The organism is Arthrobacter sp. Y3224055, assembly GCF_059090825.1.
The window spans coordinates 229,486-255,303 of record NZ_JBNHGB010000001.1 but is presented as its reverse complement, the minus strand read 5'-3'; the positions used below and the strand labels follow the sequence as shown (position 1 = coordinate 255,303).

Below are 25,818 nucleotides of genomic sequence, written 5' to 3'. Positions count from 1 at the left end.
CTGAACAACCAAGGAGTACACACCGTGAGCGATAACCGCACCTTCGATCCTGCCCAGACCCAGCAGGAAGTGTACGACGAGGGCATGGCCGTGCGCCGGCAGGTGCTCGGCGATGCCCACGTGGACCGCGCGAACAGCTCGATCGATGAGTTCACCCAGGACTTCCAGGAACTGATCACCCGCTACGCCTGGGGGACCATCTGGACCCGGGAGGGGCTGCCGCGCACCACGCGCAGCGCCATCACGCTCACCGCCATGATCGCCAAGGGCCACTGGGAGGAATTCGCCATGCATGTCCGGGCGGCGCTGACCAACGGCATGACCCGCGACGAGATCAAGGAAGTCGTGCTGCAGTCGGCCATCTACTGCGGCGTCCCGGACGCCAACGTCGCGTTCAAGGTGGCCAAGGGCGTCTTTGCCAGCCTTGACGAGGATCACAAGGGCTCGATATAGTTCATATAACGTACATGCGTTCGTGTAGCGAACACTTCGGCAGGAACGGAAGCGCCCGCGACGGTTCCCGCCGAAACGGTATGTTCCGCGCGGACCCCCGTGTCGACGGAGCGGTCCGGTCCGGCCTGAGCGCCGGGCCGGACCGTTTGCTGTAACCCAAAGGCGCACCCCGGAAGTGCGCCGCGAAGGAGCCTCGAATGAACCAGGCATATCTGTATGACGCCGTCCGCACCCCCTTCGGCAAGTTCGGCGGTGCGCTGGCCGGCGTCCGCCCGGACGATCTGGCGGCCGAAGTCGTCAGGGCGGAAGTTTCCCGCGCCCCGGGCCTGGACCCGGAACGCATCGACGAGGTGGTCTTCGGCAACGCCAACGGCGCCGGGGAAGAGAACCGGAACGTGGCGCGCATGGCCACGCTGCTGGCCGGCCTGCCCACCTCGATCCCGGGAACCACCGTGAACCGGCTGTGCGGCTCCAGCCTGGACGCCGCCATCATCGCCTCCCGGCAGATCAACGCCGGCGAAGGCGACCTGGTGCTGATCGGCGGCGTCGAGTCGATGAGCCGGGCGCCGTGGGTGCTGCCGAAGACCGAGAAGCCCTACCCGGCAGGCGACATGACCCTGGCGTCCACCACCCTGGGCTGGCGCCTGGTGAACAAGAAGATGCCGCGGGAATGGACCGTCTCCCTGGGCGAGGCCACCGAGCAGCTGCGCGAGCGCCACGGCATCAGCCGCGAACGGCAGGACGAGTTCGCCGCCGCCTCGCACCGCCTCGCCGACGAGGCCTGGAACGCGGGCAAATACGACTCGATGGTGGTGCAGGTTCCGGGCACCGACCTGATCCGCGACGAGTCCATCCGCCCCACCAGCACCGTTGACGTCCTGGCCGGGCTGAAGACCGTCTTCCGGCCGGCGGGCGAGGGCCCCGAGGGCGGCACGGTCACGGCCGGCAACGCCTCGCCGCTGAACGACGGCGCCTCCGCGGCGTGGCTGGGCAGCGAGGCCGCCGCCGGGCTGCTGGGGACCGGGCCGCTGGCCCGGATCGCCGGCCGCGGCGCCTCCGCCCTGGAGCCGCAGTACTTCGGGTTCGCGCCGGTGGAGGCAGCCAACCAGGCCGTCCGGCGGGCCGGCATCGGCTGGTCCGACGTCGCCGCCGTCGAGCTCAACGAGGCCTTCGCCGCGCAGTCGCTGGCGTGCATCGACAACTGGGACATCGACCCGGCGATCGTGAACGCCTGGGGCGGGGCCGTGGCCATCGGCCACCCGCTGGGCGCCTCGGGCATCCGCATCCTCGGCACGCTGGCCCGCCGGCTGCAGGAATCGGGCGACCGCTGGGGCGTGGCCGCCATCTGCATCGGCGTGGGCCAGGGCCTCGCCGTCGTGCTGGAAAACGTCAACTCAACCAAGAACTAAGGAGGTAAACGGGTGCCTACATTCGCTGCTACTGCCCGGGACGCCGTGGCCGGCATCCAGGACGGCGCCACGGTGCTGATCGGCGGCTTCGGCAACGCCGGCCAGCCGATGGAGCTGATCGACGCGCTGATGGACTGCGGCGCCACCGACCTGACCGTGGTGAACAACAACGCCGGGCAGGCGGACGCCGGCCTGGCGCTGCTGATCAAGGAGCGCAGGGTCAAGAAGATCATCTGCTCCTTCCCGCGCCAGTCCGACTCCTGGCACTTCGACACCGCCTACCGCGCCGGCGAAATCGAACTGGAACTGGTCCCGCAGGGCAACCTGGCCGAACGCATCCGCGCCGCCGGCGCCGGGATCGGCGCCTTCTTCACGCCCACCGGCTACGGCACCATGCTGGCCGAGGGCAAGGAAACCCGGATGATCGACGGGCGCGGCTACGTACTCGAGACGCCGATCCACGGCGACGTCGCGCTGATCAAGGCGCTGACCTCCGACCGGAAGGGCAACCTGGTCTACCGCAAGACCGCCCGCAACTTCGGGCCGATCATGGCCGCCGCCGCCAAGAAGAGCATCGTGCAGGTCTCCGGCATCGTGGAGACCGGCCAACTGGATCCCGAGGTCATCGTGACTCCGGGCATCTACGTGGACACCGTCGTCGAAATTGCGCCGCAGGCCGCAGAGGGAGAGGCAAACCAGTGAGCGAGAAACTCAGCCGCGAAGACCTGGCCAGGCTGGTGGCCCGGGACATCCAGCCCGGTTCCTTCGTCAACCTCGGCATCGGCCAGCCGACGTCGGTCTCCAACTACCTGACCGCCGAGCAGGACATCACCCTGCACACGGAAAACGGCATGCTGGGCATGGGCCCGGAGGCGCAGGGCGACCAGATCGACCAGGACCTGATCAACGCGGGCAAGGTCCCGGTCACCGAGGTGCCGGGCGCGTCCTACTTCCACCACGCCGACTCCTTCGCCATGATGCGCGGCGGCCACCTGGACGTCTGCGTGCTCGGCGCGTTCCAGGTCTCCGCCACCGGCGACCTGGCGAACTGGCACACCGGTGCACCCGACGCCATTCCCGCCGTCGGCGGCGCGATGGACCTGGCCACCGGGGCCAAGGACGTCTACGTGATGATGTCCCTGTTCACCAAGGACGGCAAGCCGAAGCTGGTGCCGGAATGCACCTACCCGCTCACCGGAGTGGGCTGCGTCACCCGCGTATACACTAATGACGCGGTCTTCCTGATTACCGAGGAAGGCGTGCGCGTGCGCGAGACGTTCGGGACCACGCTTGAGGAACTGCAGTCCAAGATGGACATCAAGCTGCTTCCGCCCACTGAGTAAAAGGAACCATGACCGAGACCAAGACGCCGGGCGACCAGTTCGTCCAGTCGCTGGCCCGCGGATTGACCGTGATCAGGGCCTTCGACGCCGACAACGTCACCATGACGCTCAGCGAGGTCTCCAAGAGGACCGGCCTGACCCGTGCCACGGCGCGGAGGTTCCTGCACACCCTGGTCGACCTGGGCTATGTGCGCACGGACGGCCGCGTCTTCGAACTCACCGCTCTGGTGCTCCAGCTGGGGTATTCCTACCTCGCCGGGCAGAGTCTGCCCCAGCTGGTGCAGCCATTGCTGGAAGAGCTTTCCGCGGAGCTGCATGAATCCACCTCCGCATCGATTCTCGACGGCGATGAGATCGTCTACATCGCCCGCATCCACACCCGGCGGATCATGACCGTGGGCATCATGGTGGGCACGCGTTTCCCCGCCTACGCCACGTCCATGGGCCGCGTGCTGCTCGCCGGCCTGCCCGCCGGCCGGCTGGAGGACTATCTGGCCTCGGCCGAGCTGAAGCCGTTGACGTCACGGACCATCTCCGACCCGGACAAGCTTCGGGCGGAGCTGGACAAGGTGCGGAGCCAGGGATGGGCCCTGGTGGACCAGGAACTGGAGATCGGCCTGCGCTCGGTGGCCGTTCCGGTCCTGCATCCGGACGGTTCCGTGGCCGCCGCCTTGAACATGTCCATGCAGGCATCGCTGGCAGACGGCACCCGGGACGTGGACGCCGTCGTCGCGGAAGCCCTGCCGAAGCTGCAGGCCGTCGCCGCCAAGGTCACCGACGCGCTGCGCGCCCAGCAGTAGGTCCCGAAGGCGGGCGCGCCGGCCCCGCCGCCGGCAGGAATCGAGTTCCCCAGGGAGGATTGCGCATATGGGAAAACGTCAAACCATGTTTTCGCTCCGGGCCGCCTCCGGCCTGGCCGGCGAACTGCTCGTGACCCTGGGAGCCATCGTCCTCCTCTACGTCGTCTGGCAGCTGTGGTGGACCAACCTGGACGCCCGGGCGGCGCAGCAGGACGCGGTCACCGCCCTGTCCCGGCAATTCGAAGGCCCCGCCGTGAGGGCCGCCGCCGAGGACTTCGGGCCGCCGCAGCCGGGCGGGCAGCCCCGGGACGGCGAGACCTTCGGGATCGTCTACGTCCCGCGCTTCGGCGATGACTTCACCGTGCCGGTCTCGGCGGGGGTGGGTCCCGAGATCCTCGATTCGCTGGGGCTGGGCATGTACGACGGCACGGCGATGCCGGGGGAGGTCGGAAACTTCGCGGTGGCCGGCCATCGCCAGACCTACGGCAAGGTCCTCGACAACATCGACGCGCTCCGGCCCGGGGACCGCATCCATGTGCGCACTGCCGACGGGTACTTCACCTACGTCTTCGAGGAGCACACCATCGTGACGCCGGACCGGACGGATGTACTGCTGCCGGTGCCGGAAAAACCAGGGGCCGAACCTGTCAGGGCGATGATGACCCTGACCACCTGTCATCCACGGTTCGGCGACCGGGAGCGGTACATCGCGTACGCCGCGCTGGAATCATGGCGCCCCGCCGAGGCGGGACCGCCTGCCGACATCGCCGGCCTGGTCGCCGCGCAGGCAGGAGCCTGAGGTGTACGCCTGGATCTTCCGCAACCTGCCCGGCCCGTTCGCCGTGCGGATCATGCTGTCGCTGATGCTGCTGGCGGCGGTCGTCCTGGTGCTCCTGGAGTTCGTTTTCCCGTGGATCAGTTCCCTCGGGCTGCTGGAAGGCGAGGCAACACTCAGCCAGGGCCGGGCAGACGGCGGGGCCGGGGAGCGGTCAGGGTAGGACGACCCGCGTTGCCGCGGACCCGGCAGGCGCGCCGGATTAGCGGATGTGACCTGCATCATTTATATTTCTGCAAGGGCCGGTAAATGCCGGCCGACGCAGGGCACCGAAGCAATCGGATCGGCGCGATCTCCGCCCTGCCAGGACAGCCGAGTTGGGGACAGGACATTTCACGTGACATCACGACTGCGCGCTGCGCTGCTCACCGGCACTGTTGCCGCCGCTCTCGCCCTGGGCAGCGTTCCCGCCCACGCCGGCAGCCAGGATCCGGCCGGGCAGCCGGGCCCGATCCCCGGTGACACCGCTCCCGAGCCCGGCCCGGACGCGGTTGCCGTAGGGACGGTTGGGTCGGAAGCGACGGTGAACGAGCCGGTTGAAGAAACTGCCCCTGCCGAGCCGGTTCAGGCGGAGCCGGAAGAGGCCCTGACTGGCGCCGTGGTTACCCTACTGGTCGAGGCTCCCGCAGCTAACGACGGCGGACCGATGGACGGCGCCGACGGCACCGACGGGGCCGCGGGCGCGATCGAATTTCCCGCGGATGGCGAAGAGGTGGCCTCCGCGGAAGGCGCCTCGGCCGAGGACTCAACTCCGGCACCGGAAACCATACCCACTTCTCCCGCCGCCGATCCGTCCGCCCCTGCCGTGGAGCCCCCCACGGAGGCTGCGCCCGCACCCGCAGCTCCTCCGGCGGCAAAACCCGCTCCCGTGATCGAGCCGATTGTGGTGGGCGGACGTACCCTGACCCACAGGGACTTCAACATCCCGGATGACATCGCCGCCGGCGACGAGGAAACCGTCATGCGCTGGATGGAAGAGAACATGGACCTCGTGCTCGAGTCCGAGGGCATGACGTACCTGATGAACCTCATCATGGAGTACCTCATGGCGGGCGACCTGGACGGCCTGGCCGCGCTGATCCGGGAAATGAGCGCCTCCGATCCTGCAGCGGGGGAGGAGCTCATCCTGTGGATGTACGAGCTGTTGGACGGAATCGGTGAATGGCCGGGCGACTTCGGCGAGTGGCCGGTTGTCGATGAGCCCGGACCGGAGCAACCCGCCAAGGAACCTGCGGCAGTTATCATCCCGGCCTCGCAGCCCCAGCCGGCAGCGCCGTCTAACGTGCTGCCGGTGGCCGTCCCGGCCGGGGCGCTGGCGGACACCGGTGCCGCCGGCACCGCCTGGCTCGCCTCGGGCGGAGTGGGCCTGTTGATGCTCGGCTCGGCCCTCCTCTGGTGGCGGCGCCGCACGGCCTGAGGTAGCCGGCCCGGTCCTGCACCCGGGCGTTCACCCCGCCGCCAACTGTCGTTGACCTTGGCATGGCTGAATGTCCTGCGATGGATCCTGAGACAACGCCGCGGCGGAAATTCCTGCCCGAAATCCAAGCCCTGCGCGCCCTTGCGGTGCTGTTGGTGGTGGCCTACCACCTGGAGCCGCGCTGGCTGCCCGGCGGCTACGTCGGAGTGGACGTCTTCTTCGTCATCTCCGGCTTCCTGATCACCGGCCACATGCTCCGCGAGGCGGCGGCCACCGGCACGCTGTCCCTGAGGTCATTCTGGGCCGCCCGCATCCGGCGCATCCTGCCCGCGGCGCTGCTGACCGTTGCCGTCGTCCTGGCGGCCACGCTGGCGCTGCTGCCCATGAGCCAGTGGGAGCGCATCGGGGGCCAGGCCCTGGCCTCCACCCTCTATGTCCAAAACTGGGTCCTGGCCGCCGACTCCGTCGACTACCTGGCCGCGACCGAGACGCCGACGCCGCTTCAGCACTTCTGGTCCCTGGCCGTCGAGGAACAGTTCTACCTGCTGTGGCCGCTGCTGGTCCTGCTGGCCGTCTTCGCGGCGCGCCGAACGAAGCAGGGCCGCCGGGGGATCGCAGCCGCGATCTTCGCCGCCGTCGTCGCGGCGTCGCTGGCCTATGGCATCTGGGCCACCGCCGGCGGCAGCCCGGCCGCCTACTTCATCACGCCCACCAGGATCTGGGAACTCGGGCTGGGTGGGCTGCTGGCCGCCCTGCACCGGGACACGCGCCGCTGGCCGTACCTGCGCAGCCTGCTGGCGGCAGCGGGCCTGGCCGCGATCACGGCCTCGGCGTTCCTCTTTAACGCGAGCACGCCTTTTCCCGGGGCGGCGGCACTGCTCCCGGTGCTGGGCACCATGGCCGTCATCGCTGCCGGACGGACCGGCGGGCCGCTGTCCCTGCACCGCCTGGTGGACTGGCGGCCTGTCCAATGGACGGGGAATGTCTCCTACTCGCTCTACCTCTGGCACTGGCCCCTGATCGTGTTTTTCACCATCCTGGCGGATCGGGAGCCCGGGCCGCTCACCAGCCCGCTGCTGCTGGCCTGTTCCTTTGGCCTGGCCGCCCTGAGCTACTACTTCGTGGAGACACCGGTGCGCCGCTTTGGCTGGTTCAGCGCCAACTCCTGGCGGCCGCTCGCCGCAGGCGCCGCGGCCACCGCGCTGGTCGGCACGCTGGCCTTCGTGCCGGCCAACCAGCAGGAACGCATCCTGGCCCAGCGTGCCGAGGCGACGTCCGCGCTGCTGGCCGCCCCGCCGCCCGGCTTCGGCGTCGCCTCGATCACGGAGGACGGCCACCGCGCCTTCGCCACCGAGACCCCGCTGGTGGTCCCGGATCCCGCCCGGGCCGGAGCCGACCAGTCCGGCCTCGGCGATTGCGCCGTCACCTCGATGGCGGCCGAAACCAAGGAATGCACCTACGGGGACCCGGAGGGGGACTTCACCCTGGCGCTGGTGGGAGACTCGCACGCGGGGCAGTGGTTCAAGGCCTTGGAGCCTGTCGCCCGAGAGCGGGGTTGGCGCCTGCTGACATACATCCATCATTCCTGCCCGTTCAACGCGGAGCAGCGCAAGCTGGAAGCCAAGGGGGAGTCCGTCTGCCGCGGGCCCAACGAACAGACCATGGAACGGCTGACCAGCGGCGGCGTGGACGCGGTCCTGACCTCGTACTACGCGGAGTCCTCCTTCGTGGACTCGGGCACCGGCCAGCGGCCCGGCGCGGCGGGCTTCGCCGAGTACTGGAACCAACTCGCCGACGCCGGCATCGACGTGTACGCGCTCAAGGACACGCCCCGCCCGCGTGAGGGCGCGATCGCCCGGGACTGCGTGGCGGTGAACTACGACGACCCGGCCGAATGCGGCCAGTCGCGCCGCGACGGCCTCGACGGGAAGGACCTCACCGAGGATGCGGCCATGCTGGCCCCGCGGGCGCGGGTCATCGACCTGTCGGCGCACTTCTGCGACCGGGAGACCTGCCCGGCGGTGATCGGCAACGTCCTGGTGTACCGGGACCTCAACCACGTCTCCGGCACCTACATGAAAACGCTGGCCCGGCCGCTGGAAACGGCCTTGCTGCTGGCGATGAACGGCCGTGACGCCGCGGCCGGCCCGCCGTGCAGCAACCGTTGGGCAGCCGCCGGGCCACCGCGTCGTGCGCGACCCGCATACTCTGCTAGACTTATGTTCGATTGTTTTTGTGTGGCAGTGGATGAAGGCCGTTTCGGATGATAACGGAACGGGGCCTGTTTCCGGTCCGCGGGGTTCTTGCGCGGAGAATGCCACACTTTTGCACGCCTACGGTCGCTTCGATTCCGCAGCGGGTGCGAAGACGACCGACAGTGCCTGGCCCTGCATGACAGACGGGGCAAAGCCCAAGAAAAACGGAGAACACGAAAGTGCCTACGATTAACCAGCTGGTCCGCAAGGGCCGCTCACCTAAGGTGAATAAGACCAAGGCGCCTGCCCTCAAGGGCAGCCCGATGAAGCGCGGCGTTTGCACCCGCGTTTACACCACCACCCCGAAGAAGCCGAACTCCGCGCTCCGTAAGGTAGCCCGCGTCAAGCTCGCCGGCGGCATCGAAGTGACTGCCTACATCCCCGGTGTGGGCCACAACCTGCAGGAACACTCCATCGTGCTGGTGCGCGGCGGCCGTGTGAAGGACCTGCCCGGTGTCCGCTACAAGATCGTCCGCGGCGCCCTCGACACCCAGGGTGTCAAGAACCGCCAGCAGGCCCGCAGCCGCTACGGCGCGAAGAAGGAGAAGAAGTAATGCCCCGTAAGGGTCCGGCCCCCAAGCGGCCGCTCGTAGTTGATCCGGTACACGGCTCGCCGCTGGTTACCCAGCTGATCAACAAGGTTCTCGTTGATGGCAAGAAGTCCACCGCGGAGCGCATCGTGTACGGTGCCCTCGACGGTGTGAAGGCCAAGTCCGGCGGCGATCCCGTTGCCGCCCTCAAGAAGGCCATGGACAACGTCCGCCCGACCCTGGAGGTCCGGTCCCGCCGCGTCGGCGGCGCCACCTACCAGGTTCCGGTCGAGGTCAAGCCGGGCCGTGCTACGGCCCTGGCCCTGCGCTGGCTGGTCGGCTACTCGAAGGCCCGCCGCGAGAAGACGATGACCGAGCGTCTCATGAACGAGATTCTGGATGCGTCAAACGGTCTCGGTGCCGCTGTGAAGCGTCGCGAAGACACCCACAAGATGGCCGAGTCCAACAAGGCCTTCGCCCACTACCGCTGGTAAAGAGTCGATACGACGACGGCGCCAACCGCCGTCGTCGTATCCCTCACCTACAAAGGGAGACATTGTGGCACTGGACGTGCTAACCGACCTCACGAAGGTCCGCAATATCGGCATCATGGCCCACATCGATGCCGGCAAGACCACCACTACCGAACGCATCCTGTTCTACACGGGTGTGAACCACAAGCTCGGCGAAACTCACGACGGTGCGTCGACCACTGACTGGATGGAACAGGAAAAGGAACGCGGCATCACCATCACCTCCGCCGCGGTGACTTGCTTCTGGAACCAGAACCAGATCAACATCATCGACACCCCGGGCCACGTGGACTTCACTGTGGAGGTGGAGCGTTCGCTGCGCGTCCTCGACGGTGCCGTTGCTGTCTTCGATGGTAAGGAAGGCGTGGAGCCGCAGTCGGAGACTGTGTGGCGCCAGGCCGACAAGTACGAAGTTCCGCGTATCTGCTTCGTCAACAAGATGGACAAGCTCGGTGCTGACTTCTACTTCACGGTAGACACCATCATCAAGCGCCTGGGCGCAAAGCCGCTGGTCATGCAGCTGCCAATCGGCTCCGAGAACGACTTCATCGGCGTCGTCGACCTGATGACCATGAAGGCACTGGTATGGGAAGGCGACGCCAAGGGCGACGTCACCATGGGTGCTGCCTACGAGACCCGGGAGATCCCCGCGGACCTGCAGGCCAAGGCCGAGGAATACCGCGCGCAGCTCGTTGAGACCGTGTCCGAGTCCTCGGACGAGCTCATGGAGAAGTACCTCGAAGGCGAAGAGATTTCGATCGACGAGCTGAAGGCCGGCATCCGCAAGATGGTCGTCAACTCGGAGATCTACCCGGTCTTCTGTGGTTCCGCGTTCAAGAACCGCGGCGTGCAGCCGATGCTGGACGCCGTCATCGACTACCTGCCGTCGCCGGTCGACGTCCCGTCGATGATCGGTCACGATCCCAAGAACGAGGAAATCGAGCTGACCCGCAAGCCGAGCGAGGACGAGCCGTTCTCCGCTCTGGCGTTCAAGGTTGCCGCGCACCCGTTCTTCGGCCAACTGACGTTCATCCGCGTCTACTCCGGTAAGGCCACTTCCGGTACGCAGTTGCTGAACACCACCAAGGGCAAGAAGGAGCGCATCGGAAAGCTGTTCCAGATGCACGCCAACAAGGAAAACCCGGTGGAAGAGGTGCACGCAGGCCACATCTACGCGGTGATCGGCCTGAAGGACACCACCACCGGCGACACCCTGTCGGCCGTCGATGCACCCATCGTGCTCGAGTCCATGTCCTTCCCGGAGCCGGTGATCTTCGTGGCCATCGAGCCGAAGACCAAGGGCGACCAGGAAAAGCTCTCCACGGCGATCCAGAAGCTCTCCGCCGAGGACCCGACGTTCACCGTTTCGCTGAACGAAGAGACCGGCCAGACCGAAATCGGCGGCATGGGCGAGCTGCACCTGGACATCCTGGTGGACCGCATGCGCCGCGAATTCAAGGTCGAGGCCAACGTGGGCAAGCCCCAGGTTGCCTACCGTGAAACCATCAAGAAGGCTGTCGAAAAGGTCGACTTCACCCACAAGAAGCAGACGGGTGGATCCGGCCAGTTCGCGAAGGTCCAGGTCTCCTTCGAGCCGCTGGACACCAGCGACGGCACCTTCTACGAGTTCGAGAACAAGGTCACCGGTGGCCGTATTCCGCGCGAATACATCCCCTCGGTCGACGCTGGCATCCAGGATGCCATGCAGCTCGGCATTCTGGCCGGCTACCCGCTGGTCGGTGTCAAGGCCATCCTGCTCGACGGCGCATACCACGACGTCGACTCTTCGGAAATGGCCTTCAAGATCGCTGGTTCCCAGGTCTTCAAGGAAGGCGCACGCCGCGCCAACCCGGTCCTGCTCGAGCCGCTGATGGCCGTCGAGGTACGTACCCCTGAGGAATACATGGGCGACGTGATCGGCGACCTGAACTCCCGCCGTGGACAGATCCAGTCCATGGAGGACGCTAGCGGCGTGAAGGTTGTGCGCGCTAACGTTCCGCTTTCCGAGATGTTCGGCTACATCGGCGACCTGCGTTCCAAGACGCAGGGCCGCGCGGTGTACTCGATGCAGTTCGAAAGCTACGCTGAGGTCCCGAAGGCTGTTGCCGACGAGATCATCCAGAAGACGCGCGGCGAGTAAACCCCAGGGTGGCGGGTCCTTATCCGTAAGGATCCGGCACGCCGTGCAGGCGGCCGGTCGGCTCACGCAGCCGGCCGCCGGCACAACCCACTGACGGAACCGCGCAAGTTTTTGCCGGTACCTGACGGAACCAGTAATTTCACCAAATACAAAAGCCCGAAGTAGACTTGTTCAAGTTTCGGCCGTGACAATCGCGTCCGAAGAGCAAATCTTCTCAACACGTTCTAGGAGGAACCCGTGGCGAAGGCAAAGTTCGAGCGGACTAAGCCGCACGTCAACATTGGCACCATCGGTCACGTTGACCACGGTAAGACCACGTTGACCGCTGCCATTTCCAAGGTGCTTGCTGACAAGTACCCCGATCTCAACGAGCAGCGTGACTTCGCAGCTATCGACTCTGCCCCGGAAGAGCGCCAGCGCGGCATCACCATCAACATCTCGCACGTCGAGTACCAGACCGAGAAGCGCCACTACGCACACGTGGACGCCCCCGGCCACGCCGACTACATCAAGAACATGATCACCGGTGCCGCCCAGATGGACGGCGCAATCCTGGTGGTTGCCGCGACTGACGGCCCGATGGCCCAGACCCGCGAGCACGTTCTGCTGGCCCGCCAGGTTGGCGTTCCGACGCTGCTGGTGGCCCTGAACAAGTCGGACATGGTTGAGGACGAGGAACTGCTCGACCTGGTCGAAATGGAAGTCCGTGAGCTGCTCAGCTCGCAGGAGTTCGATGGCGACAACGCACCGGTCATCCGCACTTCCGGCCTGAAGGCTCTGGAAGGCGACGCTCAGTGGGTCAAGTCCGTCGAGGACCTGATGGACGCCGTTGACGAGTACATCCCGGACCCGGTCCGCGACAAGGACAAGCCGTTCCTGATGCCGGTTGAAGACGTCTTCACCATCACCGGCCGCGGCACCGTGGTGACCGGCCGCGCCGAGCGCGGTACCCTCGCCATCAACTCCGAGGTCGAGATCGTCGGCATCCGCCCGGTCCAGAAGACCACGGTTACCGGTATCGAGATGTTCCACAAGCAGCTCGACGAAGCATGGGCAGGCGAGAACTGTGGCCTGCTGCTGCGCGGTATCAAGCGCGAAGACGTGGAGCGCGGCCAGGTTATCGTGAAGCCGGGTTCGATCACCCCGCACACGGATTTCGAGGCCAACGTCTACATCCTGTCCAAGGATGAAGGCGGCCGCCACAACCCGTTCTACTCGAACTACCGTCCGCAGTTCTACTTCCGCACCACCGACGTGACCGGCGTTATCACCCTCCCCGAGGGCACCGAAATGGTCATGCCGGGCGACAACACTGAGATGACCGTTGAGCTCATCCAGCCGATCGCCATGGAAGAGGGCCTCGGCTTCGCTATCCGTGAAGGCGGCCGCACCGTTGGTTCGGGCCGCGTCACCAAGATCACCAAGTAACTCTGTGATCTGCTGACCGGAGGTTTCCGGTCGGAGGCAGGAGAACCCCCGCCGTCTCAGGACGGCGGGGGTTCTTCTTTTAACGGTGCGCCGGGTGTGATGCTGCGCGCACTCCGGGCGCGCCTTCGGTCATGGTCCTTCCGTTTTAGATGTTCTGGTGCAGGCAGAGAATGTTGCCTTCCGTGTCCGGGAACCAGGCGCAGCGCTGGTGGCCGGTCACCGCGATGTGGTTCTCGGTCTTGAGGCCCGGCAGGTCGTAGTCCGCGAAGTCGACGCCGCGGCCGGCCAGTTCGGACATCTCGGTTTCCAAATCGGCCACCTCGAAGCTGATCGAGGTGTGGTCCGACGTGTCGGCGTCCGGTCGGACGATGAGTTCTACCGCGGTGGAACCGTCGCTGGAGAAAAGGAACGAATCCTCTCCGAGCGGGCCGACCGGCTGCAGGCCGAGGGAATCCTGGTAGAACGCGCGCGCCCGGTCCATGTCCTTCACGGGCAGAACCGTCGTCATAGTTTTGGTGCTGAGCATGGTTGTCCGGCTTCCTGGGAGCATCTGCGGTGGACACTCCCAGAATAGTCTCGGCCGGGGCCCCGGGAACTGGCGGACGGGCACGAATTTTGACCGCCGACCAGTAGGATCAGACCATGGAATGGCTGATCGTGTGGATCGTCCTGGGGCTGGTTGCCGCGGTGGTCGGGGCGGTGTCCTGGGGCAGGCGGTACTTCCGCCACGAACTGGACCGTGCCCGCCGCATCCGGCGCGCCGACGGCGGGCGGTAGCGAAGCGCCGGGGACCGTTGAACGCGCCGGCGGGCCGTCAGGCCTGACCCGGTGCTGCCACCGCCGGCTCGGTCTGCCCGGCCGCCTCGCCGGCACCGGCACGAGTGCGGCGCGCGGCCACATCCTTCAGCCAGTGGAAGGACGCCTTGCGGATCCGCTGCTGGGTGGCGAAGTCCACGTACACCAGGCCGAAGCGCTGGCTGTATCCGGCCGCCCATTCGAAGTTGTCCATCAGCGTCCACACGTAGTAGCCGCGCAGGTCGATGCCGGCTGCGGGCCCGTCCGCCGCCGTCGCGGTGAGCGCGGCCTCCAGGTGCGAGGCCAGGTAGTCGATCCGCCGCACGTCGGCGACCGACGGCTCCTTGGTCAGCGCGTCGCGGACCACCACATCCTTGAAGCTGGCGCCCCCCTCGGTGATGTAGACCGGCGGCAGATTGGGGTAACGCCCGGCCATCTGGGTTAGGGCGACCTGCAGGTAGTCGGGTGCCACGGGCCAGCCGAATTCTGTCCGGTCATACCCCGGCCACGCGGCCAGGTGGAACGGCAGCTCGCCGCCCTGCTCCCAGAGCAGCTCGGGCAGGCCGTCGGGGATCGCCTCCGGCCCGGTCAGCGGCCCCGGGCCGATGCCGATCCTGGTGGGGAAGTAGTAGTTCAGCCCGTAGAAGTCCAACGGCTGGCTCATCACCGCCAGGTCCTCGTCCGGAATCTCGCGCAGGTACTGGAGTGCGGGCTTGAGCACCGGGTTGAACGTTGGGTAGCGGCCCAGCAGCACCGGGTCCGAAAACATGCCGTTGTGGAGCACGTCGTACAGTTCCACCAGCACATCGTGGGCCAGCCCGTCCTTGGCGCCCACCACGGGGGAGTAGACGTTCGTGATGCCCGCCTCGCCCGTGATCCCGCCGGCCCGCAGGGCCGAGAGGCTGAGTCCGTGCGCGAGGATGAGGTGGTGCGCGGCCGGCAGGGCGTCGAAAAGCCCGGCCTGGCCGGGAGCATGGACGCCGAGGCCGTAGCCGTTGAGGGTGACGGTGGTCGGCTCGTTGATCGTGACCCAGCGGTCCACCCGGTCGCCGAACTTGTCCGCGGCGATCGCCGCGAAGTCGGCGAGCCGGTACGCGGTATCCCGGTTGAGCCAGCCGCCGCCGTGCTCCAGCGGCAGCGGGGTGTCCCAGTGATAGAGCGTGCACATCGGGGAGATGCCCCGGGCGAGCAGTTCATCCAGCAGGCGGTCGTAGAAGTCGATGCCGCGCTGGTTGACCGGCCCCTGTCCGCCGGGCTGGATCCGTGGCCAGGACAGCGAGAACCGGTACGAGTCCACACCGAGCTCGGCCATCAGCGCGACGTCCTCCGGCATCCGGTGGTAGTGGTCGCAGGCCGCGTCCGCCGTCGCACCGCCGGCAATCCGCCCGGGCTCGTGCGAAAACGCGTCCCAGCCGGAGGGTCCGCGGCCGTCTTCGGCCACGGCGCCCTCGATCTGGAATGCCGCCGTCGCCACTCCCAGGGTAAAGTCGGACGGGATCATTGCCGCCAGGCGTCCGCTGTCCATTGCCATTCGCTGCTGTCCTCCTGAAACCTGGTCTCCCGTGTGCGGCGCCCGCCGGAGCGGGCTGGCACCAGCATCGCACTGCCGGCTGGTCCGCGCCATAGCAGGGCGGCGGGGGAGCGGGCACCGGCCCGGGGGCCGATTCGCAATCAGGGCCGAAGTCTGCCACACTAGATGAGTTGTTCAAGCGCTTTTGCATGTCTTCGTGCGAAGCTGGGTCCCGCCCGGGATAATGCCCGGGGCAGGGTCAGGCTCCACGGATTTCAAAGAAGCCCAAATATAACCCACCCTCCATTTTGAGCGGGCGGAGTGCGCAGAATGTTCGCGACACGCCCGACCGCGGGGGTCGGAGCCTCAGCAGGGTGAGGAACCCGGATTTATCCGGATTCAGTCTGCCGGAGGAGCGCCAGGCCAGGAGTGATCCAGCCGTCGGGGCGCATCAGGAGAAAGTCAACAGAGCAGCACTGAGAAAGAGAGCGGAGACGCCATGGCGGGACAGAAAATCCGCATCCGTCTGAAGTCATATGACCATGAGGTCATTGATGTTTCAGCACGGAAGATCGTTGAGACGGTCACGCGTGCAGGCGCAACGGTAGTGGGCCCCGTGCCGCTGCCCACCGAGAAGAACGTGTACTGCGTTATCCGGTCGCCGCACAAGTACAAGGACAGCCGGGAGCACTTTGAAATGCGCACCCACAAGCGGCTGATCGACATTATCGATCCCACGCCCAAGGCCGTCGATTCGCTGATGCGGCTCGACCTGCCGGCGGACGTGAACATCGAAATCAAGCTGTAGGGGAGTGAGTATTTTGTCTACCACTACACGCCAAGTAAAGGGACTGCTGGGCACCAAGCTCGGCATGACCCAGGTCTGGGACGAGAACAACCGGCTCATCCCGGTCACGGTCGTCAAGGCCGACTCCAACGTCATCACCCAGCTGCGCTCTGCGGACGTCGACGGCTACACCGCCGTCCAGATCGGCTACGGCCAGATCGACCCGCGCAAGGTGACCAAGCCGCTGGCCGGCCACTTCGAGAAGGCCGGGGTTACCCCGCGCCGCCACGTGGTTGAGCTGCGCACCGCCGATGCCGGCTCCTACGAGCTGGGCCAGGAACTCTCCGTGGAACTGTTCGAGACCGGCCAGAAGGTCGACGTCGTCGGAACCACCAAGGGTAAGGGCTTCGCCGGTGTCATGAAGCGTCACGGCTTTGCCGGTGTGGGTGCCTCGCATGGCGCGCACAAGAACCACCGCAAGCCCGGTTCCATCGGTGGCGCGTCCACTCCGGGCCGCGTTTTCAAGGGCATGCGCATGTCCGGCCGCATGGGTGCCGTCCGCCAGACCACGCTGAACCTGACGGTTCACGCTGTGGACACCGAGAACTCGCTGCTCTTGATCAAGGGTGCCGTTCCCGGTGCCCGCGGCTCGGTCGTTCTCGTCCGTTCCGCTGTGAAGGGAGCCTAGTTCAATGGCCAACACGCTCAAGGTTGACCTGCCTGCAGAGATCTTCGACGTCCAGACCAACGTGCCGCTGCTGCACCAGGTCGTCGTCGCCCAGCTCGCTGCTGCCCGGCAGGGAACCCACAAGACCAAGACCCGCGCCGAGGTTTCCGGTGCCGGCCGCAAGCCGTTCAAGCAGAAGGGCACCGGCCGCGCCCGCCAGGGTTCGATCCGCGCCCCGCACATGACCGGCGGCGGCGTCGTGCACGGCCCGACCCCGCGCGACTACAGCCAGCGCACCCCCAAGAAGATGAAGGCCGCTGCCCTGCGCGGCGCCCTCTCGGACCGGGCACGCAACGGCCGCATCCACGTCGTGGAGGCACTGGTTGCCGGCGACAAGCCGTCCACCAAGGCCGCTACCGACGCCCTGCGCGCCATCACCGACCGCAAGAACCTGCTCGTAGTCATCGAGCGCGCCAACGATGTGGCGGCCCTGAGCCTGCGCAACATCGAGGCTGTTCACACCATTTACGTGGATCAGTTGAACACCTACGACGTGCTCGTTTCCGACGACGTGGTCTTCACCCAGGCCGCCTACGAGGCATTCATCGCAGCTAAGGCAACTGCCAAGGAGGACGCCAAGTGAGCGCGACCACCACAAAAGATCCCCGCGACGTGATCCTTGCTCCCGTCGTTTCGGAGAAGAGCTACGGCCTGATCGACGAAGGTAAGTACACCTTCCTGGTCGACCCCCGCTCGAACAAGACCGAGATCAAGCTGGCCGTGGAGAAGATTTTCTCCGTCAAGGTCGACTCGATCAACACCATCAACCGTGCCGGTAAGCGCAAGCGCACCAAGTTCGGATGGGGACAGCGCAAGGACACCAAGCGCGCAATTGTCACCCTGAAGGAAGGCACAATCGACATCTTCGGCGGTCCGCTTTCTTAAGCGGAGACCACTTTAACGAGGAATTGAACTATGGGAATCCGTAAATACAAGCCGACTACACCGGGCCGTCGCGGCTCGAGCGTAGCCGACTTCGCTGAAATCACGCGATCGACGCCGGAAAAGTCGTTGCTGCGCCCGCTGACCAAGTCAGGTGGACGTAACAACTCCGGCAAGATCACTACCCGCCACAAGGGCGGCGGACACAAGCGCCAGTACCGTCTGATCGACTTCCGTCGCCACGACAAGGACGGCGTGCCCGCCAAGGTCGCTCACATCGAGTACGACCCGAACCGCACCGCGCGGATCGCCCTGCTGCACTACGTTGATGGCACCAAGCGCTACATCCTGGCTCCGGCCAAGCTGAAGCAGGGGGACACGGTCGAGGCCGGCGCCAGCGCCGACATCAAGCCGGGCAACAACCTGCCGCTGCGCAACATCCCCGTCGGTACGGTCATCCACGCCGTGGAGCTGCGCCCGGGCGGCGGTGCCAAGATGGCCCGCTCCGCCGGTGCCTCCGTGCAGCTGGTGGCCAAGGAAGGCAAGTACGGCCAGCTCCGGCTGCCGTCCGGCGAAATCCGCAACGTTGATGTGCGCTGCCGCGCAACCATCGGCGAAGTGGGCAACGCCGAGCAGTCCAACATCAGCTGGGGCAAGGCCGGCCGCATGCGCTGGAAGGGCGTTCGCCCGACCGTCCGCGGTGTGGCCATGAACCCGATCGACCACCCGCACGGTGGTGGCGAGGGCAAGACCTCCGGTGGCCGTCACCCGGTCAACCCGAATGGCAAGCCCGAGGGCCGCACCCGCCGCCCGAACAAGGAAAGCGACCGCCTGATTGTGCGTCGCCGTCGTACTGGCAAGAACAAGCGATAGGAGCCTGGGAACATGCCACGCAGCCTGAAGAAAGGCCCCTTCGTCGATCAGCACCTCTTCGTGAAGGTAGCTGCAGAGAACGAAAAGGGCACCAAGAACGTCATCAAGACGTGGTCCCGCCGTTCGATGATCGTGCCCGACATGCTCGGACACACGATTGCCGTACACGACGGACGCAAGCACATCCCGGTGTTTGTCACTGAGTCGATGGTCGGGCACAAGCTCGGCGAATTCGCCCCGACGCGGACCTTCCGCGGCCATGTGAAGGACGACCGCAAGGGCAAGCGCCGCTAGGCGCTGCTCTTACGGCAGAAGACGAGAGAAGGAAAGCAATGGAAGCCAAGGCTATTGCGCGCCATATTCGCGTGACGCCTATGAAGGCCCGGCGCGTCGTCAACCTTGTTCGTGGCAAGCAGGCGAATGAGGCTCTGGCAATTCTGAAGTTTGCCCCGCAGGCAGCTTCGGAGCCGGTCAGCAAGGTACTCGCGTCGGCAGTCGCCAACGCCCGCGTTATCGCGGACCGCGACGGCGTCGCCTTTGACGAGAGCGACCTGTACATCAGCGAAGCATTCGTAGATGAAGGCCCCACCATGAAGCGGTTCCAGCCGCGCGCCCAGGGGCGTGCCTACCGCATCAAGAAGCGGACCAGCCACATCACGCTTGTTGTCGCTACCCCGGAGAAAGAGGAGGACCAGTAAGTGGGACAGAAAGTAAACCCGCACGGATTCCGACTCGGTATCACCACCGACCATGTCTCCCACTGGTTCGCTGACAGCAACAAGGCCGGCCAGCGCTACAAGGACTTTGTCCGCGAGGACGTGAAGATCCGCCAGCTGATGTCCACGGGCATGGACCGCGCGGGCATCGCGAAGGTTGAGATCGAGCGTACCCGTGACCGCGTGCGTGTGGATATCCACACCGCCCGCCCCGGCATCGTGATCGGCCGCCGCGGCGCCGAAGCGGACCGCATCCGCGGCGAGCTGGAGAAGCTCACCGGCAAGCAGGTGCAGCTGAACATCCTCGAGGTCAAGAACCCGGAGATCGAAGCGCAGCTGGTTGCCCAGGGCATCGCCGAGCAGCTGACTTCCCGCGTGGCCTTCCGCCGCGCCATGAAGAAGGCTATGCAGTCCGCCACCCGCGCCGGCGCCAAGGGCATCCGTGTCCAGTGCTCCGGTCGCCTCGGCGGCGCCGAAATGAGCCGCTCGGAGTTCTACCGCGAAGGCCGTGTGCCCCTGCACACGCTGCGGGCGAACATCGACTACGGCTTCTTCGAGGCCAAGACCACGTTCGGCCGCATCGGCGTCAAGGTCTGGATCTACAAGGGCGACGTGACCGCGAAGGAACTGGCGGCCCAGCAGGCTGCCGCTCCGTCCTCGCGTGGCCGCGGCGACCGTCCGGGCCGCCCTGCCGGTGGCGAGCGCCGTCGTCGTAATGACCGTCCTGCCGCTCCCGCCGCAGGCGAGGGCGCAGCCAAGGCCGAGGCACCTGCCGCTGAGGCAGCAGCGCCGGCGGCAGAAGGAGGAGAAGCTTAAATGCTTATCCCACGTCGAGTTAAGTTCCGTAAGCAGCACCACCCGGGTCGTTCCGGCGCTGCTTCCGGCGGCACCGAGGTCAGCTTCGGCGAGTGGGGTATCCAGGCTCTGACGCCGGCATACGTCACCAACCGCCAGATCGAAGCGGCCCGTATTGCGATGACCCGCCACATCAAGCGTGGCGGCAAGGTTTGGATCAACATTTATCCGGACCGCCCGCTGACCAAGAAGCCGGCCGAAACCCGCATGGGTTCCGGTAAGGGTTCGCCGGAATGGTGGGTCGCCAACGTCAAGCCGGGACGGGTTCTGTTCGAACTGTCCGGTGTCAATGAAGAGGTAGCTCGCGAGGCCCTGCGCCTGGCGATCCACAAGCTGCCGTTGAAGGCACGCATTGTGCGTCGCGAAGGTGGTGAATAGAAATGGCAGTTGGTTCAAAGGAACTGGCAACCGATCAGCTCGAGACTTTCGATAAGGACCGTCTCGCAGAGGAGCTGCGCAAGGCCAAGGAGGAGCTGTTCAACCTCCGTTTCCAGTCCGCCACCGGTCAGCTGGAAAACCACGGCCGCCTGAAGGCCGTCAAGCGGGACATCGCGCGCATCTACACCGTGCTGCGTGAGCGCGAGCTGGGCATTCGTCCCGAGGTCGTTGCTTCTGCGGAGGCTCCGGTTGAGGAGAAGAAGGCCAAGAAGGCTAAGAAGTCTGACAAGGCCGAAGCCGAAACCGCCGGGACCGAAACCCCCGCTTCGGAGGATGAGGCCAAGTGAGCGAAAACACGAACAAGGATGCAACTGTGGAAGAAGCCACTCAGGCTCGCGGTTACCGTAAGACCGCCCGCGGCTACGTCGTCTCGGACAAGATGGAAAAGACCATCGTGGTCGAGGTTGAGGACCGCGTGAAGCACGCGCTGTACGGCAAGGTGATCCGCCGGACCGAGAAGCGCAAGGCCCACGACGAGCAGAACTCCGCCGGCATCGGCGACCTGGTTCTGATCGCCGAGACCCGGCCGCTGTCCGCCACCAAGCGGTGGCGCCTGGTCGAGATCATCGAAAAGGCCAAGTAGGACTTACGTCCTGCGCGGGGCCCGCCTGCCGAGCGGGCGGGCCCCGCACCCTTAAGTTTCCCTTCCGGCACAAGAGGATCCCGGTCCGCCGGAGCAGCCGGAAGGGTTTGGAAGGGACCGTGGCTTCGGCCGCGGACCCTTTGAAAAGCACAAGCCCCTGGCCGTGATTTCACGTCCGGGGTGTCTTGGTCATAAACTAGTAATCTTGCCTGTGCCGTTTGGAAAGACCATCCATCCTTCCGCATGGACAGAATAGGCAAATTCCCGCAACCGCCTTCGGACCGCACACGCGTGCGGCCAGGGGGAGTTACGGTGCGGGCTACCCATATCCGTTCCGCAAGGCTCAGCAATGAGAACCGGCGCGACGACAGGAGTAATAAGTGATTCAGCAGGAGTCGCGACTGAAGGTCGCCGACAACACGGGTGCCAAGGAAATCTTGACCATCCGCGTTCTCGGTGGATCCGGCCGTCGCTACGCAGGCATTGGCGACACCATTGTTGCCACCGTCAAGGATGCAATTCCCGGCGGCAACGTCAAGAAGGGTGACATCGTCAAGGCTGTCATCGTTCGCACCAAGAAGGAACGCCGCCGTGCGGATGGTTCCTACATCAAGTTCGATGAGAACGCAGCCGTGATCCTCAAGAACGACGGCGACCCCCGCGGTACCCGTATCTTCGGCCCGGTCGGCCGTGAGCTTCGCGACAAGAAGTTCATGAAGATCATCTCGTTGGCTCCGGAGGTGCTGTAGTCCATGGCTAAGTACAAGATCAAGAAGGGTGACCTGGTTCAGGTCATCACCGGTGCCAAGGCTGAGCGCGGCGGCGACCGCGGCAAGCAGGGCAAGGTCCTGAAGGTGTTCACGGAGTCCAACCGGGTGCTGGTCGAAGGCGTTAACCGCGTCACCAAGCACACCAAGGCCGGGCAGTCGGAACGCGGCACGAAGACCGGTGGCATCGAGACCGTTGAGGCCCCGATCCACATCTCGAACGTGGCGATCGTCGATCCCGAGACCAAGAAGCCGACCCGCGTTGGCTACCGCACCGAAACCGTCGAGCGTGATGGCCGTGAGCGCACTGTGCGCATCCGCGTGTCCAAGGCCTCCGGGAAGGACCTCTAATGACTGAGACTGTCACCAAGATCGTCCCCCGCCTGAAGACTCGCTACGCCGGCGAGATCAAGCAGGCTCTGCGGGACGAGTTCAAGTACGAGAACGTGAACCAGGTTCCCCGCCTGGTCAAGGTCGTAGTCAACATGGGTGTTGGAGATGCAGCCAAGGACTCCAAGCTCATCGACGGCGCCGTGCGCGACCTGACCCAGATCACCGGTCAGAAGCCGCAGATCACCAAGGCCCGCAAGTCCATCGCCCAGTTCAAGCTGCGCGAAGGCATGCCGATCGGCGCCCACGCGACGCTGCGCGGCGACCGCATGTGGGAATTCGTGGACCGCCTGGTCACCCTGGCCCTGCCCCGTATCCGCGACTTCCGCGGCCTCAACGGCAAGCAGTTCGACGGCAACGGCAACTACACCTTCGGTCTGACCGAACAGTCCATGTTCCACGAGATCGATCAGGACAAGATCGACCGCGTGCGCGGTATGGATATCACCGTAGTAACCACTGCAAAGACCGATGACGAGGGCCGCGCGCTGCTGAAGGCGCTGGGCTTCCCGTTCAAGACCGAAGATTAATTAGCTACGTGAAAGGTCCCGCCCCGGCGCCCAGCGCTGACCGGAGCGAGGAAACCGTTACGAGGAAGGGCAAGAGCCCACAATGACTATGACAGATCCTGTCGCAGACATGCTCACGCGTCTGCGCAACGCCAACTCGGCATACCACGACTCAGTGTCGATGCCGTACAGCAAGCTCAAGGCTCGCGTCGCCGACATCCTGAAGGCCGAAGGCTACATCGCCGGCTGGAAGGAAGAAGAGGCCGAGGTTGGCAAGAAGCTGACCCTGGAACTCAAGTTCGGTCCGAACCGCGAGCGTTCCATCGCCGGCATCCGCCGCATCTCCAAGCCCGGTCTGCGCGTTTACGCGAAGTCCACCAACCTGCCGCACGTACTCGGTGGCCTGGGCATCGCAATCCTGTCCACCTCTTCCGGGCTGATGACTGATCGTCAGGCCGGCAAGAAGGGCGTGGGCGGCGAAGTCCTCGCTTACGTCTGGTAACGGAAAGGAAGAGATTAAATGTCACGTATTGGACGTCTCCCCATCACCGTTCCCGCAGGCGTTGAGGTCAAGATCGACGGCAACGTCGTCTCCGTCAAGGGCGCCAAGGGCGAGCTGAGCCACACTCTGGCTTCGCCCATCACGGCTTCCCTGGACGAGAACACCATCACCGTCTCCCGCCCGAACGACGAGCGCGAATCGCGGTCCCTGCACGGCCTGACCCGCACGCTGATCAACAACATGATCGTCGGCGTCACCGAAGGCTACAAGAAGAACCTTGAGATCGTCGGCACCGGTTACCGCGTGCAGGCCAAGGGCTCGGACCTCGAGTTCGCCCTCGGCTTCAGCCACCCGGTGGTCGTCAACGCACCCGAGGGAATCACCTTCGCCGTGGAGGGCGCCACCAAGCTCTCCGTTTCCGGTATCAACAAGCAGCAGGTCGGCGAAGTTGCTGCCAACATCCGCAAGCTGCGCAAGCCCGACCCCTACAAGGGCAAGGGCGTTCGCTACGCCGGCGAGCAAATCCGCCGCAAGGTCGGAAAGGCTGGTAAGTAAACCATGGCGATCAGCATTAATAAGAAGCGGACCTCGAAGTCCAAGTCCGCAGCACGCGGCCGCCGCCACCTGCGCGTCCGCAAGCGCATCACCGGTACCGCGGTCCGTCCGCGCCTGGTGGTCAACCGCTCCGCACGCCACATCTTTGTCCAGGTTGTCGATGACAGCAAGGGCATCACCGTGGCTTCCGCTTCCACCATGGAAGCCGACCTGCGGGCGCTCGACGGCGACAAGTCCGCCAAGGCAAAGCGCGTCGGCGAGCTCGTTGCCGAGCGTGCCAAGGCTGCCGGTGTTGAGGCCGTGGTCTTTGACCGCGGCGGCAACCGGTACCACGGCCGTATCGCAGCGGTTGCCGACGGCGCACGTGAAGGTGGGCTGGCACTGTGACCGCTGAGAACAACGAAAAGGAAACTCAGGTGACTGAAGCAACTGAGACCGCTGCCGCGGGATCCGCTGAAACCACCGCTGCTTCCGGCCAGGAGGACCGCCGCGGCGGCCGTCGTGGCGAACGCGGTGGCAGCGACCGTGGTGGCAACGACCGTGGCGGCCGCGGCCGTGGCCGCGACAACGCCCGCGACGCCGAGAAGGACAAGTTCCTCGAGCGCGTCGTCACCATCAACCGCGTGTCCAAGGTCGTCAAGGGCGGCCGCCGCTTTAGCTTCACGGCCCTGGTAGTTGTCGGCGACGGCAACGGCATGGTCGGCGTGGGCTACGGCAAGGCCAAGGAAGTTCCGGCGGCGATCGCCAAGGGCGTGGAAGAGGCCAAGAAGTCCTTCTTCCGCGTGCCGATCATCGCCGGCACCGTTCCGCACCAGGTGCAGGGCGAAGCCGCTGCAGGCGTTGTCATGCTGCGTCCGGCTGCTGCCGGTACCGGTGTGATCGCCGGTGGCCCGGTCCGCGCCGTGCTCGAGTGCGCCGGTATCCACGACGTGCTCTCCAAGTCGCTCGGCTCGGCCAACGCGATCAACATTGTGCACGCTACAGTCGATGCGCTGCGTCGCCTGGAGGAGCCCCGCTCCGTGGCTGCCCGCCGTGGCCTGCCCCTGGACGAGGTTGCTCCGGCTATCCTGCTGCGCAACATGCAGAAGGCAGGTGCGTAATGACCACACCCAAGAATCTGACTCCGTCGGATGCGCAGTTGGAAATCACGCAGATCAAGTCCGTCATTGGCGGCAAGCAGAACCAGCGCGACACGCTGCGTTCACTGGGCCTGAAGCGCATCGGACACACTGTTGTCCGCAGCGCCGATGCAGTGACCGTCGGCATGGTCAACACTGTTTCTCACCTGGTGAAGGTTGAGGAGGCGAAGTAAAGATGGCAGAAGAGAACAAAACTCTGAAGGTCCACCACCTGCGTCCTGCCCCCGGTGCCAAGACCGCCAAGACCCGTGTCGGTCGTGGTGAAGGCTCCAAGGGCAAGACCGCCGGTCGCGGTACCAAGGGTACGAAGGCCCGTTACCAGGTCAAGGCTGGCTTTGCCGGCGGCCAGCTGCCGCTGCACATGCGCCTGCCGAAGCTGCGCGGCTTCAAGAACCCGTTCAAGGTGGAATTCCAGGTCGTAAACCTGGACAAGCTCAACGAGCTGTTCCCCGAGGGCGGCGAAGTGACCGTGGACGCCCTGGTGGCCAAGGGTGCGGTTCGCAAGAACCAGCCCGTGAAGGTCCTGGGCACCGGCGACATCACCGTCAAGGTCGATGTGAAGGTTGACGCCTTCTCCGCCAGTGCCGCTGAAAAGATCGCCGCCGCCGGCGGCACCGTGACGGCGCTCTAGCAGCCCGTGACTGGTG

36 protein-coding genes are annotated in these 25,818 nt (G+C 65.6%); 34 read left to right on the top strand and 2 right to left on the bottom strand.

Annotated elements, in window-relative coordinates; genetic code table 11:
* Positions 1-24: 24 nt before the first annotated feature.
* The 13 genes from pcaC to tuf all read left to right on the top strand — a co-directional run bounded on the left by pcaC (position 25) and on the right by tuf (position 13,143).
* On the top strand, positions 25-453 hold the full coding sequence (gene pcaC / locus AC5RTY_RS01250; protein ID WP_494000491.1) for a 4-carboxymuconolactone decarboxylase: 429 nt from the start codon (positions 25-27) through the stop codon (positions 451-453).
* Between the two features lie 197 nt (positions 454-650).
* A complete protein-coding gene (locus AC5RTY_RS01245) occupies positions 651-1,862 on the top strand; it encodes a thiolase family protein (RefSeq protein WP_494138820.1) in 1,212 nt (403 codons plus the stop codon).
* A gap of 12 nt (positions 1,863-1,874) precedes the next feature.
* Positions 1,875-2,564, top strand: coding sequence for a 3-oxoacid CoA-transferase subunit A (locus AC5RTY_RS01240; RefSeq protein WP_494022486.1), 690 nt, complete (start codon positions 1,875-1,877; stop codon positions 2,562-2,564).
* Entirely contained in the window at positions 2,561-3,205 is a 645-nt protein-coding gene (locus AC5RTY_RS01235) for a 3-oxoacid CoA-transferase subunit B (RefSeq protein ID WP_494000488.1), read from the top strand. Before AC5RTY_RS01240 ends, AC5RTY_RS01235 begins: the two co-directional genes overlap by 4 nt.
* An 8-nt stretch (positions 3,206-3,213) precedes the next feature.
* Entirely contained in the window at positions 3,214-4,005 is a 792-nt protein-coding gene (locus AC5RTY_RS01230; protein ID WP_494000487.1) for an IclR family transcriptional regulator domain-containing protein, read from the top strand.
* 67 nt (positions 4,006-4,072) lie between these two features.
* Complete coding sequence (locus AC5RTY_RS01225) at positions 4,073-4,804, top strand: class E sortase (RefSeq protein ID WP_494000486.1); 732 nt, start codon at positions 4,073-4,075, stop codon at positions 4,802-4,804.
* Position 4,805: 1 nt separating this feature from the next.
* On the top strand, positions 4,806-5,003 hold the full coding sequence (locus AC5RTY_RS01220; RefSeq protein WP_494000485.1) for a hypothetical protein: 198 nt from the start codon (positions 4,806-4,808) through the stop codon (positions 5,001-5,003).
* A gap of 174 nt (positions 5,004-5,177) precedes the next feature.
* Positions 5,178-6,257 (top strand): LPXTG cell wall anchor domain-containing protein, encoded by a 1,080-nt coding sequence (locus AC5RTY_RS01215; protein ID WP_494138819.1) that lies wholly within the window; start codon positions 5,178-5,180, stop codon positions 6,255-6,257.
* 80 nt (positions 6,258-6,337) lie between these two features.
* Positions 6,338-8,524, top strand: a complete 2,187-nt coding sequence (locus tag AC5RTY_RS01210) for an acyltransferase family protein (protein ID WP_494138818.1) — start codon at positions 6,338-6,340, stop codon at positions 8,522-8,524.
* Between the two features lie 167 nt (positions 8,525-8,691).
* On the top strand, positions 8,692-9,066 hold the full coding sequence (rpsL, locus tag AC5RTY_RS01205) for a 30S ribosomal protein S12 (protein WP_493979224.1): 375 nt from the start codon (positions 8,692-8,694) through the stop codon (positions 9,064-9,066).
* On the top strand, positions 9,066-9,536 hold the full coding sequence (gene rpsG, locus AC5RTY_RS01200) for a 30S ribosomal protein S7 (protein ID WP_127511056.1): 471 nt from the start codon (positions 9,066-9,068) through the stop codon (positions 9,534-9,536). The genes rpsL and rpsG overlap by 1 nt, the downstream gene beginning before the upstream one ends.
* Positions 9,537-9,600: 64 nt before the next feature.
* Positions 9,601-11,715: an elongation factor G gene (fusA, locus tag AC5RTY_RS01195; protein ID WP_494012721.1), complete on the top strand. Its 2,115-nt coding sequence runs from the start codon at positions 9,601-9,603 to the stop codon at positions 11,713-11,715.
* A gap of 237 nt (positions 11,716-11,952) precedes the next feature.
* On the top strand, positions 11,953-13,143 hold the full coding sequence (tuf, locus tag AC5RTY_RS01190) for an elongation factor Tu (RefSeq protein WP_493940539.1): 1,191 nt from the start codon (positions 11,953-11,955) through the stop codon (positions 13,141-13,143).
* A gap of 145 nt (positions 13,144-13,288) precedes the next feature.
* On the opposite strand, the gene AC5RTY_RS01185 is transcribed toward tuf, so the two are convergent.
* Positions 13,289-13,669: a VOC family protein gene (locus tag AC5RTY_RS01185; RefSeq protein WP_494138817.1), complete on the bottom strand. Its 381-nt coding sequence runs from the start codon at positions 13,667-13,669 to the stop codon at positions 13,289-13,291.
* Positions 13,670-13,785: 116 nt separating this feature from the next.
* On the opposite strand from AC5RTY_RS01185, the gene AC5RTY_RS01180 reads away from it, so the two are divergent.
* On the top strand, positions 13,786-13,920 hold the full coding sequence (locus AC5RTY_RS01180) for a hypothetical protein (RefSeq protein WP_494000480.1): 135 nt from the start codon (positions 13,786-13,788) through the stop codon (positions 13,918-13,920).
* A gap of 37 nt (positions 13,921-13,957) precedes the next feature.
* Here the strand turns inward: AC5RTY_RS01180 and AC5RTY_RS01175 are convergent, their stop codons facing one another.
* Positions 13,958-15,469: a glycoside hydrolase family 1 protein gene (locus AC5RTY_RS01175; protein ID WP_494138816.1), complete on the bottom strand. Its 1,512-nt coding sequence runs from the start codon at positions 15,467-15,469 to the stop codon at positions 13,958-13,960.
* A 478-nt stretch (positions 15,470-15,947) separates the two neighbouring features.
* On the opposite strand from AC5RTY_RS01175, the gene rpsJ reads away from it, so the two are divergent.
* The 20 genes from rpsJ to rplO all read left to right on the top strand — a co-directional run bounded on the left by rpsJ (position 15,948) and on the right by rplO (position 25,802).
* Positions 15,948-16,256, top strand: a complete 309-nt coding sequence (rpsJ, locus tag AC5RTY_RS01170) for a 30S ribosomal protein S10 (protein ID WP_003803825.1) — start codon at positions 15,948-15,950, stop codon at positions 16,254-16,256.
* Positions 16,257-16,269: 13 nt separating this feature from the next.
* Positions 16,270-16,923 carry a 50S ribosomal protein L3 gene (gene rplC / locus AC5RTY_RS01165; protein ID WP_493979219.1) on the top strand — a complete coding sequence of 218 codons (654 nt, stop codon included), beginning with the start codon at positions 16,270-16,272 and terminating at the stop codon, positions 16,921-16,923.
* A gap of 4 nt (positions 16,924-16,927) precedes the next feature.
* Positions 16,928-17,545: a 50S ribosomal protein L4 gene (gene rplD / locus AC5RTY_RS01160; protein WP_494067518.1), complete on the top strand. Its 618-nt coding sequence runs from the start codon at positions 16,928-16,930 to the stop codon at positions 17,543-17,545.
* Positions 17,542-17,847, top strand: coding sequence for a 50S ribosomal protein L23 (gene rplW, locus AC5RTY_RS01155; protein WP_493941555.1), 306 nt, complete (start codon positions 17,542-17,544; stop codon positions 17,845-17,847). Before rplD ends, rplW begins: the two co-directional genes overlap by 4 nt.
* A gap of 30 nt (positions 17,848-17,877) precedes the next feature.
* Positions 17,878-18,717: a 50S ribosomal protein L2 gene (rplB, locus tag AC5RTY_RS01150; RefSeq protein ID WP_493979217.1), complete on the top strand. Its 840-nt coding sequence runs from the start codon at positions 17,878-17,880 to the stop codon at positions 18,715-18,717.
* Positions 18,718-18,729: 12 nt separating this feature from the next.
* Positions 18,730-19,011, top strand: a complete 282-nt coding sequence (gene rpsS / locus AC5RTY_RS01145) for a 30S ribosomal protein S19 (RefSeq protein WP_074701289.1) — start codon at positions 18,730-18,732, stop codon at positions 19,009-19,011.
* Between the two features lie 38 nt (positions 19,012-19,049).
* Positions 19,050-19,415: a 50S ribosomal protein L22 gene (rplV, locus tag AC5RTY_RS01140; RefSeq protein WP_136784918.1), complete on the top strand. Its 366-nt coding sequence runs from the start codon at positions 19,050-19,052 to the stop codon at positions 19,413-19,415.
* Positions 19,416-20,249 (top strand): 30S ribosomal protein S3, encoded by an 834-nt coding sequence (gene rpsC, locus AC5RTY_RS01135; protein ID WP_494101425.1) that lies wholly within the window; start codon positions 19,416-19,418, stop codon positions 20,247-20,249.
* Positions 20,250-20,666 carry a 50S ribosomal protein L16 gene (gene rplP, locus AC5RTY_RS01130; protein ID WP_493979215.1) on the top strand — a complete coding sequence of 139 codons (417 nt, stop codon included), beginning with the start codon at positions 20,250-20,252 and terminating at the stop codon, positions 20,664-20,666.
* 2 nt (positions 20,667-20,668) lie between these two features.
* Positions 20,669-21,013 (top strand): 50S ribosomal protein L29, encoded by a 345-nt coding sequence (gene rpmC, locus AC5RTY_RS01125; protein WP_493979214.1) that lies wholly within the window; start codon positions 20,669-20,671, stop codon positions 21,011-21,013.
* Positions 21,010-21,309, top strand: a complete 300-nt coding sequence (gene rpsQ, locus AC5RTY_RS01120) for a 30S ribosomal protein S17 (RefSeq protein WP_493979213.1) — start codon at positions 21,010-21,012, stop codon at positions 21,307-21,309. The genes rpmC and rpsQ overlap by 4 nt, the downstream gene beginning before the upstream one ends.
* A 380-nt stretch (positions 21,310-21,689) precedes the next feature.
* Positions 21,690-22,058, top strand: coding sequence for a 50S ribosomal protein L14 (gene rplN / locus AC5RTY_RS01115; protein ID WP_127511069.1), 369 nt, complete (start codon positions 21,690-21,692; stop codon positions 22,056-22,058).
* Between the two features lie 3 nt (positions 22,059-22,061).
* Positions 22,062-22,427 carry a 50S ribosomal protein L24 gene (gene rplX, locus AC5RTY_RS01110; protein WP_493979212.1) on the top strand — a complete coding sequence of 122 codons (366 nt, stop codon included), beginning with the start codon at positions 22,062-22,064 and terminating at the stop codon, positions 22,425-22,427.
* Positions 22,427-22,996: a 50S ribosomal protein L5 gene (gene rplE / locus AC5RTY_RS01105; RefSeq protein WP_493989348.1), complete on the top strand. Its 570-nt coding sequence runs from the start codon at positions 22,427-22,429 to the stop codon at positions 22,994-22,996. The genes rplX and rplE overlap by 1 nt, the downstream gene beginning before the upstream one ends.
* Before the next feature lie 82 nt (positions 22,997-23,078).
* Positions 23,079-23,477, top strand: a complete 399-nt coding sequence (rpsH, locus tag AC5RTY_RS01100) for a 30S ribosomal protein S8 (protein ID WP_136784914.1) — start codon at positions 23,079-23,081, stop codon at positions 23,475-23,477.
* A gap of 18 nt (positions 23,478-23,495) precedes the next feature.
* Positions 23,496-24,032 carry a 50S ribosomal protein L6 gene (gene rplF, locus AC5RTY_RS01095; protein ID WP_494000475.1) on the top strand — a complete coding sequence of 179 codons (537 nt, stop codon included), beginning with the start codon at positions 23,496-23,498 and terminating at the stop codon, positions 24,030-24,032.
* A gap of 3 nt (positions 24,033-24,035) precedes the next feature.
* A complete protein-coding gene (gene rplR / locus AC5RTY_RS01090; protein WP_127511074.1) occupies positions 24,036-24,419 on the top strand; it encodes a 50S ribosomal protein L18 in 384 nt (127 codons plus the stop codon).
* On the top strand, positions 24,416-25,132 hold the full coding sequence (rpsE, locus tag AC5RTY_RS01085; protein ID WP_493989347.1) for a 30S ribosomal protein S5: 717 nt from the start codon (positions 24,416-24,418) through the stop codon (positions 25,130-25,132). Before rplR ends, rpsE begins: the two co-directional genes overlap by 4 nt.
* Positions 25,132-25,344: a 50S ribosomal protein L30 gene (rpmD, locus tag AC5RTY_RS01080; protein ID WP_127511076.1), complete on the top strand. Its 213-nt coding sequence runs from the start codon at positions 25,132-25,134 to the stop codon at positions 25,342-25,344. Before rpsE ends, rpmD begins: the two co-directional genes overlap by 1 nt.
* Positions 25,345-25,346: 2 nt before the next feature.
* Positions 25,347-25,802, top strand: a complete 456-nt coding sequence (gene rplO, locus AC5RTY_RS01075; RefSeq protein ID WP_493979208.1) for a 50S ribosomal protein L15 — start codon at positions 25,347-25,349, stop codon at positions 25,800-25,802.
* The last annotated feature ends 16 nt before the right edge of the window (positions 25,803-25,818 follow it).